Here is a 14,185-nt window from a genome sequence, read left to right on the forward strand (position 1 = left end):
ACTTCACAAATTATATTTTCTATAATCCTAAGGGGGATATCATCTATGAAAATTGCAGTAGTAGGGTGTACACATGCAGGAACAGCAGCAGTGAAAAATATGGCAGCACTTTATCCAGAAGCTAAAATTACAGTTTATGAGCGAAATGATAATGTTTCATTTTTGTCTTGTGGAATTGCGCTCTATGTAGGCGGGGTCGTAAAAGATGCAAATGGTTTATTTTACTCTTCACCGTCTGAATTGCAAGAGATGGGTGTAAATATGAAAATGAAACATGAAGTGACGAATATTGATACAGAAGACAAAAAAATAGCGGTGCGAAACTTAGAAACAAACGAAGAATTTGAAGATACATTTGATAAATTAGTGATGACGACTGGATCATGGCCGATTATTCCAAACCTTGAAGGCATCGATTTAAATAATGTTGTGCTTTGTAAAAACTATCAGCATGCTAATCACATTATCGAAAAAGCAAAACAAGCAAAAAAAATCGCCGTAATTGGTGCGGGTTATATTGGTGCAGAATTAGTAGAAGCCTTTGAAGTGTATGGAAAAGAAGTCACGTTCATTGATAGTGCTGATCGTATTTTAAATAAATATCTTGATCCAGAGTTTACAAGCTTGATGGAAACGGAATTTAAAAAGCGGGGAGTTACATTAGCATTAAACCAAGCGGTTACTAAATTTGCAGGCAGCGATGGATCTGTTGAAAAAGTAGTGACAACTGCAGGTGAATATGAAGCGGATCTTGTTATTTTGTGTGTTGGCTTTCGTCCAAACACAGACTTAGTAAAAGGGCAGGTAGACATGCTTCCAAACGGCGCAATTGTGGTTGATGAATATATGCAAACAAGCAAAAAAGATATATTTGCGGCCGGAGATAGCTGTGCGATTTACTACAATCCGATTAAGAAACATGCCTATATTCCGCTTGCTACAAATGCGGTTAGAATGGGAACATTAGTTGCTCAAAACCTTGTTAAACCGACGATCAAGTATATGGGAACACAAGGAACATCAGGCTTGCATATTTATGATTACAATGTTGCATCTACCGGCATAACTGAAACAGCGGCTTCTCTTTTTGATATGAATGTGAAAAGTATCACAATATCAGAAAATAACCGACCAGAATTCATGCCAACGTACGAAAATATTACGTTAAAAGTAGTATATGAAGAAGAAACGAGACGAATTGTAGGTGCACAGGTTATTTCTAAAATTGATGCTACTCAAGCAATTAATACATTGTCCGTATGCGTACAGCAGGAAATGACGATCGATGAGCTTGGCTTTATGGACTTTTTCTTTCAACCCCACTTTAATAAGCCTTGGCATTTCTTAAACCAAGCAGGGCTTCAAGCGCTTCAAGCATAAAAAAGCAGGTGACTACCTGCTTTTTTTATGTGGATTTTATTATCTTTTTTATTTTTATTTTAGCTGGTTTAAAACGAATCCATCCTATGATAAGAAGAATAAAAGGATATAAAGCTCCCATCAAAAAACTATAGGGAATCCACGTTTCGGCTAACCATGTTTTTTGATAGGTAATGGTTGGGTACACAATAATGGAAAAAGTCGTAACAATTAATCCCATCGGTAACGTTAGAAATCGAGTTTCATTGATGTTAAAAATATGACAAAGTCCAGCGATGGAAGCATGAAAATAAAGAGAAACTTTAAAGAAAAGAGTAAGAAACCATATAATGGCAATAATTACCTCGATTCCTTGCAAAAAATTTCCCACCTCAATTCGCTTAGCCATTTCATATACGGGAAACATGGTAGTTGAAGAATGATAAGAACCAATAACGATTATACAAGAAAAAATAACAATTACCATAATAAATCCACCTAGCAGGCTGCCGCTCATTAAAGCTTTAGCTCCTTTTTCAGGTTTTCTTAAATGAAGGGGGAAAATCATCATCAAAGGAGCAAAAGTAAAATAAGTAATGCTAAGAAAGATAAGAACCGAATGAGTCAGCGGTTTTAAGTGAATGTCCATTAAAGGCATAAGATTTTCAAGTTTCATTTGAGGAGTTAGTGAAAAAATAAAAATTCCGAGAAGGCCAACAAACCACGGGAAAAAGATTTCACAGCAGCGTGCAATTGTTTCTAGCCCGAGTCTTGCCCTGAACACAACTACAAGCATAAAAATAATATGAATAGCAAGCAGCGGCGTTTCCATCATAATATGGGTATTTAAAAAACTCCCGACGTAGTATACAATGCGGCTGCACGTTATGACAGTAGATAGGACAAATAAACAAGATACACCTTTTCCTAGATATTTTCCAAATACTACATCATTGATTTCTACCAGATTTTTATCTTTAAATAAAAGTCCGAGAGCTATATATACTTTCACTAATACAAATCCGCATGCTACTCCGAGAATAGCCGGAATCCAAGCAGTTTGCTTAGAATCAACAGTCATAGCCGCTGGAGCAATAACAATTGTGCTTCCAATTGTATAAAGCATGACGAGCATGCGAAATTGAATCGTTGAAATTTTAACTACAGGTTTCACGGTATTCACTTCCTCGTCTTACGTATTAAGATAATAAATGAAGTAAAAATATGCTGATTGGTCTAAAGATAGCAGCTGATAAATCAGAAGGATTTGGAACATACAAACCCAGTGCTTTACAGATGCTTACGGACGTTCCAATTGCAAGAACTGTGTAGAATAGCCATAATTCTTTCTTCGCTTTTTTTTGCCGTAAGTTAGGTACTTCAAACCAAATGACGAGCGTGCAAACAATAAGTAACCCCAATACCCCTAGCATAGACTAGCTCCTATACATGAATAATTAATGTTATATTTTCCAGAAAAATAACTACTTATACTGAAGGTGCATTCTCTATTAAAGGTTTTTGATTTTTTAGTCGCTGTTAGAAGAATGCTGCTTTTTGTTTTGAATAAATCCTGCAATTAAAAGGAAAAGCGGATATAAGATGCCTACAAGTAAGCTGTAGGGAATCCACGTTTTTGTATCCCAATCTTTTTGATAAGAAACGCTTGGATATACAATAAGGGAAAGTGTAATCATGATGAGTGCGACTGGAAAAGAAAATAGCTTGTAGTCCTTTATATGAAATACATTGGCAAACCCCAAAAGAGTAGCGTAAAAGTAAATGCAAAGCTTAAAAAAGAGAGTAATAAACCACAAAATAGCAATGACTACTTCAATTCCTTGAAGAAAGTTTCCTACATCAATTCTTCTTCCTAATTCATAGCTTGGAAACATGGTGATTTGGGAGTAATAAGGACCAAGCACTAAAATTCCGAGTAAGATTAACGTAACCATCACTAGTCCACCGGCTATATTCCCTATATAAAAAGATTGAGTGGACTTTTTTGTGTCTGGTGTATGAGAAGGAAAAATCATAAGCAAAATCGTATAAGTCAAAGAACTCATGCTTAAAAACGTTAAAACAGCCCGAATAAAAGCTTTTGGATGTATTTCAAGCACAGGCTGAATATGCTCTATTTTAATTTGCGGAATCATAGACAAAATCAGAAGTCCGAATAATCCGACAAACCAAGGGAATAAAATCTCGGCACTTCGTGCAATAACTTCTATTCCTAGGCGTACTCCTACGATAACCACACCCATAAATGCAATGTGGATGGCTGTAAGCGGCGTGTAGGGAAGAATTTGTGTAGTGAGAAAATTCCCTACATAGTAAAGAACTTGACTGCTGATAAACAAATTGGATAATACAAAAACAGCAGAAACAATCTTTCCAAACAGTTTACCTAAAATTTTTTCGTTCATTTCCATCAGCGTAAGCGTTGGAAACATTTTTCCAAGTGAGGTAAAAAGCAAAACTAAGCCAATTCCTGATGCTACACCAAAAAGTGCTGCAATCCAGGCATCTTGATGAGCATCAGCCGTAATAGCGGCAGGCACAACAATAATTGTGCTTCCGATGCTATATAAAGTTACTAGCTTGCGAAATTGCGCAGCCGAAATATTGATTTCATTAAGCAAAATGAGCACATCCTTTTGCCATATACACGAATTAAGTGATCCAACGGAATAATAAGTGACTTAAAGGCTGAAACATTGCTTCTACCCAATCAGAAGGGTTCGGTAGAGGCAGCCGAAAGATTTTTGCAAGAGCGATCATGATACTGATTGTCATGAATACAATAAAAATTTTCCGTTCTTTTTTATGAGAGTGTTGAGGTAATCTTTTTATTTCCATCCATATAATCCCTGCACAAATGATCAAAAAGGAAAGAAACAAGTGCATGCAGTCAACCCCAATATATTTTGACGTTCAAATAAGCTATTCGTATGATGTCCGCTAAAGAAAGTGATTATACATTTATGTAAAATATAGAAAGTATTTCAAGGGATAAAAGATATCATTGGACGCTCTTAAATAATAAAGGAAGTTGTTATGCGGAATATTTACGCAGCTTCAACCTATTGAAACGTCGTATGAATAAGTGGAAAAATGCCACACTATAGAGTGAACAAATGGAAAGGAGCACTATGATGAAAAAATTCCCATATAACAAAGATAAACAACAATCGTTTCAAGCAGCACAGCAGGGGCATAAAGAAGCAGTAGATGCATATGAACAGGCAAATGAAGCTAAAAATGATGCATCCTATGGACATGAAGCGAAGCAAGCGATAGGTGAAGTGAACGAAGCCTCTCAGCAAATCGAGAATGCGCTTGAAAATGCTTCTGAAACACAGCGCCAGCGTTTAACTGAGTTTCAGCAAGACATAAAAGATATGGAAAACGACCTTAATCAATAAAAGAGCCGCTGTTTTACTTACACTTAGAGCAGGTTCACAATAGGGTATAAATTGCAAAAGCAGAAGATAATGAACTTCTGCTTTTTTTTATTGGCAGAGTGAATGTAGGTTTCGTGTATATAATAGCTTCTAGCAGTTGTTTAGAGGGCAAGGCGAAGGCTCCTATAGGGAAAACAGAATAGGTGAGACCCTGCAGGAGCGGAAGCGAAGGCTTGCACGGAAATCAACAGTAGTGTAACAAATAATCCATCGTTCCATTCTTATTTTAAAAGGTATAGAAGTTAAAAAAGTAAGAATCCTAATAAAAACAGAACGATAAGAATGGAAAGGGATTGTGACAGGAAACATGCTAATAAATATACTAATAATGATTGTCGTATTGTACTTCATATATGTATTCGTAACTGCATTGGTACTGTTTTATGTCCCTTTGCACAAGGGAAAAGACTTAAAAGTAATGAATACTGAGAATTTTTACGGAAAGAAAGAATCCACAGACCGCGTTATGCTTTTGGAAAACGGTTATTTTTCAGGACTTGTTCGGATGCAGATGATTCAAGAAGCGAGGCATACAATCGATATTGCGTACTTTTCCATCGGCAAAGGTCGTTCGTCGGATTTACTTATGGGTGCTTTATTCGAAGCTGCGGACCGAGGTATACGTATTCGAGTGCTGTTAGACGGGATCTCTCATGGGTTAAAAGGCAAGAGAAAAAATGTTCTTTATGCTCTAGCTTTCCACAGTAATATTGAATTAAAGTACTATGAGCCCTTTACTATTCTTAAACCTTGGACATGGCATAACCGTCTTCACGATAAAATAATAGTAGTCGATGGCCAATTAGGTATTAGTGGAGGACGAAATATTGGAGATAAATACTTGGCCAGTCAACCGGATAAAAATTTTGTCTATGACCGTGATGTGCTGATTTATAATACAAAGCAAGAAAGTAATAGTGTCATTCTCTCAATGGAGAAGTATGTAGAGAAATTATGGAACCACCCGTATACGCGCAAAGCTTTTCCAAAGCTCAAGAAAACTAAACAATTTCGTGGCCTTTCAGGAAAGAAATTGTTAATAGATCAATACGAAGAGGCCAAAAAGGCAAACGAACCCTTTGTCCATCCCTATATTGTATGGAGAGAATCAACGATGCCTACAAGAAAGGTTTCTTTTATTACAAATCCTATTCAAAGAATGAATAAAAGCCCTTTTATATGGAAAACGTTTATTAAGCTTTCCGAGCAAGCTGAAAAATCCATTGTCATTCAAAGTCCTTATATTGTACCAACAAAAGAGATGGAACAGTATATAGATAAGTCAGTAAAATCTAAAGTGCAAAGAATTATTTTAACGAATTCTATTACGTCCACTCCGAATGCTATGGCTTTTTCTGCATACTTAGGAGTGAAAAATCGCGTCATAAAAGCGGCTTCAAAGCTTTATGAATATCAACAGCCTTATTCCATTCACGGGAAATCCGTTGTTTACGACCAGCGTTTGAGCGCAGTTGGTTCTTTTAACTTAGATTCACGTTCTGTATTTTTAAATACTGAATCTATGGTTATGATAGATAGTGAAGAATTTGCAGCCGAGCTAACAGGGGCTATTGAAACTAAAATTTCTCACAGTACGCTTGTGGGAAATGAGGGGGAACCTGTGGATTTTAATACGGATTCTCAAAAAAACGTGCCTCCTGTAAAATCTGCACTCCTCCATATTCTTTCAGTCTTCACGCGATTTTGGAGACATTTTGTATAGTTCTGCACTTTTCCTAAAAAGTGCTTTTGCAGAAAGCTTATAAAAATAAATGGTAGAGGATAAAAGGTGCTGCAACTGGGGGTGGGAAGTGTGAAAAGCTGTGATATGCCTCACAGTTTTTTTTGAAGTCGCCAGTACTAGTCATGATTCATAAAAAGACCTATTGACGAAATTCCATATATGTTTTATTATAATATAGCGTCGTCAATAAACGAGGTTCTTTTGAAGAAATCATTTCTAGGGGCATAGTTTAAAGGTAGAACTACGGTCTCCAAAACCGTCAGTGTGGGTTCGATTCCTACTGCCCCTGCCATTTTGGAGTTATTTTTCAATTCACACGCGGGTGTGGCGGAATTGGCAGACGCGCTAGACTTAGGATCTAGTGTCTTATGACGTGGGGGTTCAAGTCCCTTCACCCGTATCTTTACTTTTATATATTGCGCGGAAGTAGTTCAGTGGTAGAACACCACCTTGCCAAGGTGGGGGTCGCGAGTTCGAACCTCGTCTTCCGCTTCTTTTCAAAAGCAGTTTGCATGTGCAAACTGCTTTTTTTGTTGTAGAAATAAAGATTTTTACTATGCTGTTTTTAATTAGAAATAGTTTATTCAATCAGTGCTGCTTATACGTATCGTTTTCGTGAATATACACATATTATTGGGGTTACATTAAAAGCTAATGAACGATACGTGAAGACGTCTAATATGGTTTTTAAGATAGGGGAGAGTCCTATGGAATCTAGTTGGTTTTCAATTATACCGTTTTTAATTGTTATTCCAATAGCTATTTTCACCAAACAAGTGCTGCCAGGGTTGTTTTTAGGCTTATTAGTAGGCGCTTATTTGATTGATCATTCGATTGTCGGAGGTGTTGAAAAGTTACTTCACTACGTTGTACAAGCTCTTAGAAATAAAAGTAATATAGAAATCGTTGTCTTTTTATACGCGTTTTCAGGGCTTATCGGAATGATTAAGATGGCTGGAGGAGTTAAAGGTTTTGTGGAAACAGCTGCAGAAAGAATTGATACAAGAAAAAAAGCTCTTATTTTAACCTATGTTTCAACCATTGGAACCTTCAGTGCTCCCACATTTCGTTTTGTGACGATCGCGCCCATTATGAGAGCGCTGCTGAAAAAAGTGAAAATGACGACAGCAGAGCTAGGGTTTGTTATTGAAACAACTGCTACTCCTGTTATCGTCTTAATTCCCGTGGCAACGGCATTTGTAGGATATATGGTCTCAATCATTCAAATGGCAATTGATCATCAAGGCATAAAACAAGACGCTTATTCTTTGTTTATTCAAAGCATTCCTTATAATTTCTTTTCGATTGTGATTATTTTAGTAGGGATTTATTTCAGCTTTTTTCATCATTCAACGTCTACGGCTCCTATGAAGCTCGAGGAAGAAGACGAAAAAGATTGGCATGATTGTCATCCTTGCGTATCGAAGGATTTGCCTTCTAAGCCTTGGAATTTGTTAGTACCTTTACTTGTTGTGATTTCACTTACCTTACTTTTAACATGGTGGAGTGGACATCGTAAGAGTCACACCTTTTTTGAAGCATTTATTAAAGCAGACGTGTTAGAAGCGATGGTAGTAGCTTTAATTATGACTACGTTAATTACCCTCATTTTTTTCTTGTTTCAGCGCTTTACATTACAGAATTTGCTTAATGGTTTTATCACAGGAGGCAATGACTTGATGTCCGTTATTTTGTTGTTATCGGTAGTATGGGGATTATCCGCTGTGACAGAAGACTTAGGTTTTTCAAATTTCGTGACGGCACATTCTAAGTGGATTCCTCAAATGTTTGTCACTCCGTTCATGTTTATCTTTGGAGCCGCTATTTCTTACTTTATCGGATCTGCTTGGGGAACGTGGGGGATTTTAATGCCGCTTGGCGTATCGCTTGCAAGTTCTGCAGATCTTTCTTTGCCTTTAATTATCGGTGCGGTGTTTGCGAGCGGTTCCTTTGGAGCGTTTTCTTCACCTTTAAGCGACGATACGAATACCATTGCCAAAATATTAGATTTATCTGTTATTGAATATGCCAAGTATAAATTAAAGCCAGCTTTAATTGCAGCGGGAATAACAGTTGCTTTCTATCTTGTTGTATCTTTCTTATTTTGAATGAGAAAAATAGCCGTCTAGTATCAATTTTTCATTTTTTTTAATTTAAAGTATGCATACAGTCCTAATGACAGGCACACTAGCATGATACAAGTAAGCGGAAATAAGATGGTATTAACAAAATGATCATAAAACCATATATACACGAACATCACCTCAATAATTTTAACGCCATTTTTTCTATTTAGTAGAGATATACTATCTGTGCTGCTTCTTCCTATTTTTTAAAAAGGCGATAATCAGAAGCAGTAGGGGTACGATAGAAAATAGCGGCATATGCAAAAGAAATCTTGCTACGTGCAGCCCTTCATAAAGGTGTTCTTGAAAATTACTAGCGATTGTAATCGACAAAAACAGCACAATGATACCTAAAGGATACGCTAGACGGGAAGGAGATTTAATTTTAAATAAAGTAGCTGTACCTATTATAGAAGCATAAAACAAGATGCTAACTTTGAAATAAATCCCAATCACCATAGCGAACATAAAAAATACATCTAGACGCTCTAAAAAATCAGCTACTTGGATCGTTTGGACAGTACTAAGAAGAGGAAACTGTGATCTTGTCGTTAGATCAACTCCAAGCACGCTAATGTTAATGATCATCGTAATAATTAGATTAATTCCGCTTAATCCCGTTGCGCATAGCATGGTCACACTTGCTTTTTTTGGGTTGCTTAAGTAAGGAAGAAGCATAGTAAATACAATAGCTTCTGTGAAAGGAAAATATAGCGTTTCGGTCAAAGCAACTTTGGCAACAGGAAGTATTCCTTCTTTTAATACCGGCTGCAAGTTCTTAAAATCAACTAATCCTGAGCTAATAATTAAGATGAAGCCTGCAATAGCTAGAAAATACATAAAAATAAACAGAAGCTCTCCCGACCGGGCTATCGCTTCAATTCCTTTTCGGGTTATATAGATAATGACCAGCATCAATAAGGCATTGGCAATAAATAAAGGCGTATCCGGATAAGCAAAAGTAAGAAGCATTTCTCCGAAATCTCTTAGAACTCGTGATGCATCGTATAAAAAATAGACAATATATACGAATGCAAGAAGTGTTCCCAGTGCCTTACCTAAAATTTTCTGCATGTATTCTGTAGGGAGGAGGTCCGGATAGTAGGAATAGAGCTTATGATAGACTAAGAAGAAAAAAAAGCTGCACAGCATTCCAATTAAAATAGCTAGCCATGCATCTTGCTTCGCTCTCATTGCAAGAGGAACTAATAAAGCGCTTCCCAGTTCGAATAATACCATGAGAATGAATAATTGAATGGCGCTGATTTTTGCTTTTTCCATATAGCCAGAACCTCCTTACCTCATTGTTGTTTTTCTTTTACGCTAGAGAGAAACGATTTATTGCGCAGACCCGTTCGGCGAATGTAAGCTTCTACTGTAACGTCTACATCTAATTTTGGAAAATAAACGTCATCCCATTCTGATTTGAATTTTTCCCATTGGTTAGGGCGCGTGCGTTCCAGTGCTTCTCCAAACCCAAAGATGTCAACTTTGTCTGTCTGAGCTTGTTTAATAGCTGTTTGTAATTCTTTTTTTATTTCTTTACCCGCAGCTTTTTCCATTTTTTTGATTACAGCAGGTTGACGGGTATCAACAGGGACCTCCACTTCTCCAAGATCGCCTTCTACGCGAGTGTGAACGGACACATAAGGTTTTCCTTTTTTCATTTTTACAGATACATCCGTTTTTTGACGAACTGTTTGATAGGCAAGCGCTTCTTTTTTTCCTTTCCAGTCTATATTAATATCCGTTCCTTGTATTTTATCAAGAATCCAAACGCTGCCTCTGGCTGGACTATTGTACAACCAGTCGATTAACTTTCCATTTTTAAAAACAGCAATGCCAGAAGCGCGAAGGGTAGCTTCTGGTGCGCTTTGCTGGAGGTTATCTAATTTTTCTGCTTGTTGAGGATTTCCAACTAAACGAAAACCCGAGACTAGTGCTTCTCCTCCGGGAGATTCGAGAGACCTCATCACTTCTTGAAAGGAAACCTTTAGATTTTCTCCCCATTTTCTTTGAGTGAACTCCAGCGTTTTCATAATTTTGTTTGCTGGAATTTTATCGACAGGCGTTAGTGCTTTTACCAAATCAGCAGCACTTGACTGGTTTGCGATTACTAAGGAAGTCGTAATTCTAAACTCAGGATCGCGATCAATAGAATCAATAAGAATGTTAATTCCTTCTTCACGCGCTAGCTTTTCTCCGATCACGACTAAGTTGGTATGGGCATAATAAAGTCTTCGGGAAATTCTAGCCGAAGCGCGTCTGCTTGCTTCAACTAAATTATCACCGGAAGCAGAATAGATCGTAACAGGCGGACTTTGGGTACCGCCGCCCCCTTGTAACCCAGCTACGTTTCCCGGGTTAATAATTTGAAAGGTAAGCTCATACCGCCCGTCTTTCGTTTTATCAATGCCCATTGCTGATACAAATGCAAGATCCGTTAACTCTTTTTTACTCCAGCAGCTAGTAAGCAATACCATCATTATGGTCATTAGCAGTAAAAATAAACTTTTACGTTTCATTTTGATCACCTTTTTCAAGTTCCTGGTTAATCATACCTCTTGAAGAAGGAGGCTCAGGCTTTTGATGTTTGCTTTGACGAACTTTGTTATCACTAATTAATTTAGGTCTTCTTCTCATCGTCCACCAAGGTAACCGCAGCAATGTATCTTCATTGCTTGCAGGAATAAAGGGTGCCAATGGGGTCATGTAAGGAACACCAAATGAACGTAAGCTGCACAGATGTCCAACCCCCATTAAAAGAATAAGGATAATGCCATAGAAACCGAATGTAGCCGCTCCTAGTATAAATAAAAAACGAATTAAACGCGCTGAAATAGCCATATCGAAAGACGGTGTGGCAAAGCTAGCAATGGCTGTAATGGATACGATAATAACCATAGCTGGTGAAACGATTCCCGCTTGAACTGCTGCTTGCCCAATAACAAGAGCTCCAACGATCGATACAGCTGAGCCGATAGCTTTTGGTAAACGAATCCCTGCTTCACGCAAAATTTCAAAGGTGACTTCCATAAAAAAAGCTTCCACGAACGCGGGAAATGGAACAGATTCTCGCTGTGCTGCAAGAGCTACAATAAGCGTTGTAGGTACCATCTCTTGATGAAATGTTGTAACCGCTACATACGTAGCAGGCGCGATAAGTGAAATCATAAACATAAACACCCGCAAAAGACGAATGGACGTGGCAATATCAAAGCGTGCGTAGTAATCTTCAGCCGATTGGAAAAATTGAATGAACAACGCTGGAGCAATAAGGACAAAAGGAGTTCCGTCCACAAAAATAGCAATTCTTCCTTCCAAAAGGTTACCTGCCACCACGTCGGGTCTTTCTGTGTTATAAATAGTGGGAAAAGGAGTGATTGTTTGATCTTCAATCAGCTGCTCAACATAACCTGATTCCAAAATACTATCAATATCAATGTTTTTTAATCGCTTTCGAATTTCTTTTACAACTTTATCGTTTGCGATGCCATGAATATACATAACAGTGACATCCGTTTTAGTTACCCGGCCAATCTTCATCGACTCTAGCCATAAGTCAGGTGTTTTAATAATTCGGCGCACCATAGCTAAGTTTGTGCCAATAGACTCAGTAAAGGCGCCTTTTGGTCCCCGCACTACCATTTCTGTAGTAGATTCTGCAATGGCACGCTTTTCACCGCCTTGTGTACTCACGCTGAGTACGCGGTTTATGCCATCGACAATAAGAAGGCTGTCTCCTGACATCAAAGAAGACAGTAAATCATTCCAGTTATCTGCAAACGATACGTTGCCGATTGTTACGATGTCTTCGGAAATTAACTCTAATGCATTTTTATCGTTTAGTTCGTTTTTTTCATTATCTTTCATAAGAGACTGCAGTAAGTAATCTTGAATAGCCTGATCATCTACAATCCCTTCTATGTAGACGATAGCAGCAGCTAAGCTGTTATTGCTGCCTATTTTAAAATGACGAATCACAATATCTGAGCTGTTTCCAGTTTTCTCTTTGATTAAGGTAAGGTTCTCCGACAGCAGATTCTTAAGAGAAGAAGCTGTTTGTTCGCTGTTTGTTTGATCTGCCTGAGGTTCAAGCTTATTTTTAGATTTTTGATTTTTAAAAAACGAAGGCATAAATGAAAGCACCCTTACTATAGTTTTTATTAATTTGACCAAAAACCGTATAATTATGTAATTTTTAACAAAATATCTTTTGCATGACGGTAAATGAAAATGACGACCCTATGAGGTAAGTAACCATTAGGTAAGGAGTGAAAGGAATGAAAATTATTGGAGTTAGCCTGCTGCTATTTGGATCTGTGATTGCTCTTTCTGTAGGAATTGATCTTTTTCAAGGAGCGAACGTACTGCAGGCACTATACAATGCTTTAAGCCCGTTTCGTGTAATGGAAGTGGCCGAATTATTTGTCCTTTTTTCTCTTTTGTTTTTCTTTTTTGCAGAGTCACTTTACCTTGTTTTAAAGAAGCGTCAACAAAAACAATAGTAACTTGGTGCAAAGAGGTTTTTATCTCTTCGCTATCGAAACAAGCGTATAGAAAGATAGCTTTGAGATAGGGGAGAACCACATGAACATTGAGACTAGCAGACTACTAATACGCAAATTTAAATATGAAGATTGGCAAGATGTCTACACATATACATCTGATGCTAATGTCATGAAGTACATACCAGAAGGTGTTTTTAGTAAGGATGATGCGAAGAAATTTGTAAATGAAAATATGAAAGAAAACGTTAAAAATTTTCCAGTTGTATTAAAAAACGAAAAAATCCTAATTGGTCATATCGTCTTTTTTAACTATTTTGGGGACCATACTTATGAAATTGGCTGGGTATTTAATTCCCTCTATCATCAGAAAGGATATGCGTCAGAAGCGGCAAAAGCAATCGTGGACTATGGCTTTAATACCATGAAACTGCATCGGGTTATTGCTACTTGTCAACCTGAGAATATGTCTTCTTATCGTGTTATGGAGAAGATCGGGATGAGAAGAGAAGGGTATTTCAAAAAATGTATTCCAACTGAAAAAGGATGGTGGGATGAATATTATTACGCGATTTTAAAGGAAGAGTGGAAATGAGCTTTACTCTTACGGAATTACATTTTCCGAGTTGTAAAGACGAAAACAAGCCCAATTTTTTAAAAAATGAGCAGGACAGCAAACCAAAACGTCTAGGCAGACATACAATAACCTATCCATGAGAAACACCCCATGTTTGAACCTTCTTTGTTTTAGCAACAGAAAATTACGTTGAAAGGGAGTGCTTGTATGTCTAATGCTGGATGTGGATTCGGTTCTGGTTTCGCTTTATTAGTTGTATTATTTATTCTATTAGTAATCATCGGATGTAGTTGTTATAGCGGTGGTTATGGTGGCGGCTACGGCTGCTAATTATATCACTGAATAGCCTAAAGAAATTTCTTTAGGCTTTTTTGTGTTTAAAACGTCCGTTAGCTTTTAAGGGAATT

The 14,185-nt window shown here is 37.4% G+C and carries 14 protein-coding genes and 3 tRNA genes; 10 read left to right on the top strand and 7 right to left on the bottom strand.

What is annotated here, in order from left to right:
• Positions 1-45: 45 nt before the first annotated feature.
• Positions 46-1,380, top strand: a complete 1,335-nt coding sequence (locus NST66_RS09680) for an FAD-dependent oxidoreductase (RefSeq protein WP_340843286.1) — start codon at positions 46-48, stop codon at positions 1,378-1,380.
• 25 nt (positions 1,381-1,405) lie between these two features.
• On the opposite strand, the gene NST66_RS09685 is transcribed toward NST66_RS09680, so the two are convergent.
• From NST66_RS09685 to NST66_RS09700, 4 genes are all read right to left on the bottom strand, one after another.
• Positions 1,406-2,533, bottom strand: a complete 1,128-nt coding sequence (locus tag NST66_RS09685; protein WP_340843287.1) for a GerAB/ArcD/ProY family transporter — start codon at positions 2,531-2,533, stop codon at positions 1,406-1,408.
• Positions 2,534-2,558: 25 nt separating this feature from the next.
• Complete coding sequence (locus NST66_RS09690) at positions 2,559-2,792, bottom strand: hypothetical protein (protein ID WP_033578905.1); 234 nt, start codon at positions 2,790-2,792, stop codon at positions 2,559-2,561.
• 96 nt (positions 2,793-2,888) lie between these two features.
• Complete coding sequence (locus NST66_RS09695) at positions 2,889-4,010, bottom strand: GerAB/ArcD/ProY family transporter (protein WP_230624625.1); 1,122 nt, start codon at positions 4,008-4,010, stop codon at positions 2,889-2,891.
• Between the two features lie 22 nt (positions 4,011-4,032).
• Positions 4,033-4,218, bottom strand: coding sequence for a hypothetical protein (locus tag NST66_RS09700; RefSeq protein ID WP_028413446.1), 186 nt, complete (start codon positions 4,216-4,218; stop codon positions 4,033-4,035).
• A gap of 296 nt (positions 4,219-4,514) precedes the next feature.
• Here NST66_RS09700 and NST66_RS09705 point away from each other — a divergent pair, with 296 nt between their 5' ends.
• The 6 genes from NST66_RS09705 (at position 4,515) to NST66_RS09730 (ending at position 8,675) form a co-directional block, all read left to right on the top strand.
• A complete protein-coding gene (locus NST66_RS09705; protein ID WP_014460213.1) occupies positions 4,515-4,784 on the top strand; it encodes a hypothetical protein in 270 nt (89 codons plus the stop codon).
• Positions 4,785-5,151: 367 nt separating this feature from the next.
• On the top strand, positions 5,152-6,546 hold the full coding sequence (locus tag NST66_RS09710; RefSeq protein ID WP_445326392.1) for a phospholipase D-like domain-containing protein: 1,395 nt from the start codon (positions 5,152-5,154) through the stop codon (positions 6,544-6,546).
• Between the two features lie 239 nt (positions 6,547-6,785).
• Positions 6,786-6,859, top strand: a tRNA-Trp gene (locus NST66_RS09715).
• 26 nt (positions 6,860-6,885) lie between these two features.
• Positions 6,886-6,967: transfer RNA gene (locus tag NST66_RS09720), tRNA-Leu, on the top strand.
• A gap of 20 nt (positions 6,968-6,987) precedes the next feature.
• Positions 6,988-7,059, top strand: a tRNA-Gly gene (locus tag NST66_RS09725).
• A 215-nt stretch (positions 7,060-7,274) separates the two neighbouring features.
• Positions 7,275-8,675 carry a Na+/H+ antiporter NhaC family protein gene (locus tag NST66_RS09730; RefSeq protein WP_028413444.1) on the top strand — a complete coding sequence of 467 codons (1,401 nt, stop codon included), beginning with the start codon at positions 7,275-7,277 and terminating at the stop codon, positions 8,673-8,675.
• Positions 8,676-8,873: 198 nt separating this feature from the next.
• Here NST66_RS09730 and NST66_RS09735 read toward each other — a convergent pair whose 3' ends face one another.
• From NST66_RS09735 to NST66_RS09745, 3 genes are read right to left on the bottom strand one after another with little or no spacing between them, the layout of a single operon-like run.
• Positions 8,874-9,974: a GerAB/ArcD/ProY family transporter gene (locus NST66_RS09735; RefSeq protein WP_325075528.1), complete on the bottom strand. Its 1,101-nt coding sequence runs from the start codon at positions 9,972-9,974 to the stop codon at positions 8,874-8,876.
• Positions 9,975-9,994: 20 nt separating this feature from the next.
• On the bottom strand, positions 9,995-11,218 hold the full coding sequence (locus tag NST66_RS09740; protein WP_325075527.1) for a Ger(x)C family spore germination protein: 1,224 nt from the start codon (positions 11,216-11,218) through the stop codon (positions 9,995-9,997).
• Positions 11,208-12,830 (bottom strand): spore germination protein, encoded by a 1,623-nt coding sequence (locus NST66_RS09745; protein ID WP_325075525.1) that lies wholly within the window; start codon positions 12,828-12,830, stop codon positions 11,208-11,210. The genes NST66_RS09740 and NST66_RS09745 overlap by 11 nt, the downstream gene beginning before the upstream one ends.
• Positions 12,831-12,976: 146 nt before the next feature.
• On the opposite strand from NST66_RS09745, the gene NST66_RS09750 reads away from it, so the two are divergent.
• The 3 genes from NST66_RS09750 (at position 12,977) to NST66_RS09760 (ending at position 14,108) form a co-directional block, all read left to right on the top strand.
• Positions 12,977-13,201 (top strand): hypothetical protein, encoded by a 225-nt coding sequence (locus NST66_RS09750; protein WP_033578912.1) that lies wholly within the window; start codon positions 12,977-12,979, stop codon positions 13,199-13,201.
• A gap of 82 nt (positions 13,202-13,283) precedes the next feature.
• On the top strand, positions 13,284-13,796 hold the full coding sequence (locus tag NST66_RS09755) for a GNAT family N-acetyltransferase (protein WP_098627186.1): 513 nt from the start codon (positions 13,284-13,286) through the stop codon (positions 13,794-13,796).
• A gap of 189 nt (positions 13,797-13,985) precedes the next feature.
• Entirely contained in the window at positions 13,986-14,108 is a 123-nt protein-coding gene (locus NST66_RS09760; RefSeq protein WP_013056948.1) for a YjcZ family sporulation protein, read from the top strand.
• Positions 14,109-14,185 lie beyond the last annotated feature (77 nt).

Source organism: Priestia sp. FSL W8-0524 (assembly GCF_038005965.1).
Classification (GTDB): domain Bacteria; phylum Bacillota; class Bacilli; order Bacillales; family Bacillaceae_H; genus Priestia; species Priestia zanthoxyli.

Excerpts from the sequence above, each read along its gene's own strand:
- NST66_RS09760 (WP_013056948.1), top strand. The coding sequence starts at position 13,986 with ATGTCTAATGCTGGATGTGGATTCGGTTCTGGTTTCGCTTTATTAGTT.
- NST66_RS09700 (WP_028413446.1), bottom strand. The coding sequence starts at position 4,218 with ATGGAAATAAAAAGATTACCTCAACACTCTCATAAAAAAGAACGGAAA.
- NST66_RS09680 (WP_340843286.1), top strand. The coding sequence starts at position 46 with ATGAAAATTGCAGTAGTAGGGTGTACACATGCAGGAACAGCAGCAGTG.
- NST66_RS09745 (WP_325075525.1), bottom strand. The coding sequence starts at position 12,830 with ATGCCTTCGTTTTTTAAAAATCAAAAATCTAAAAATAAGCTTGAACCT.
- NST66_RS09690 (WP_033578905.1), bottom strand. The coding sequence starts at position 2,792 with ATGCTAGGGGTATTGGGGTTACTTATTGTTTGCACGCTCGTCATTTGG.
- NST66_RS09705 (WP_014460213.1), top strand. The coding sequence starts at position 4,515 with ATGAAAAAATTCCCATATAACAAAGATAAACAACAATCGTTTCAAGCA.
- NST66_RS09740 (WP_325075527.1), bottom strand. The coding sequence starts at position 11,218 with ATGAAACGTAAAAGTTTATTTTTACTGCTAATGACCATAATGATGGTA.
- NST66_RS09730 (WP_028413444.1), top strand. The coding sequence starts at position 7,275 with ATGGAATCTAGTTGGTTTTCAATTATACCGTTTTTAATTGTTATTCCA.
- NST66_RS09735 (WP_325075528.1), bottom strand. The coding sequence starts at position 9,974 with ATGGAAAAAGCAAAAATCAGCGCCATTCAATTATTCATTCTCATGGTA.
- NST66_RS09710 (WP_445326392.1), top strand. The coding sequence starts at position 5,152 with ATGATTGTCGTATTGTACTTCATATATGTATTCGTAACTGCATTGGTA.
- NST66_RS09755 (WP_098627186.1), top strand. The coding sequence starts at position 13,284 with ATGAACATTGAGACTAGCAGACTACTAATACGCAAATTTAAATATGAA.
- NST66_RS09750 (WP_033578912.1), top strand. The coding sequence starts at position 12,977 with ATGAAAATTATTGGAGTTAGCCTGCTGCTATTTGGATCTGTGATTGCT.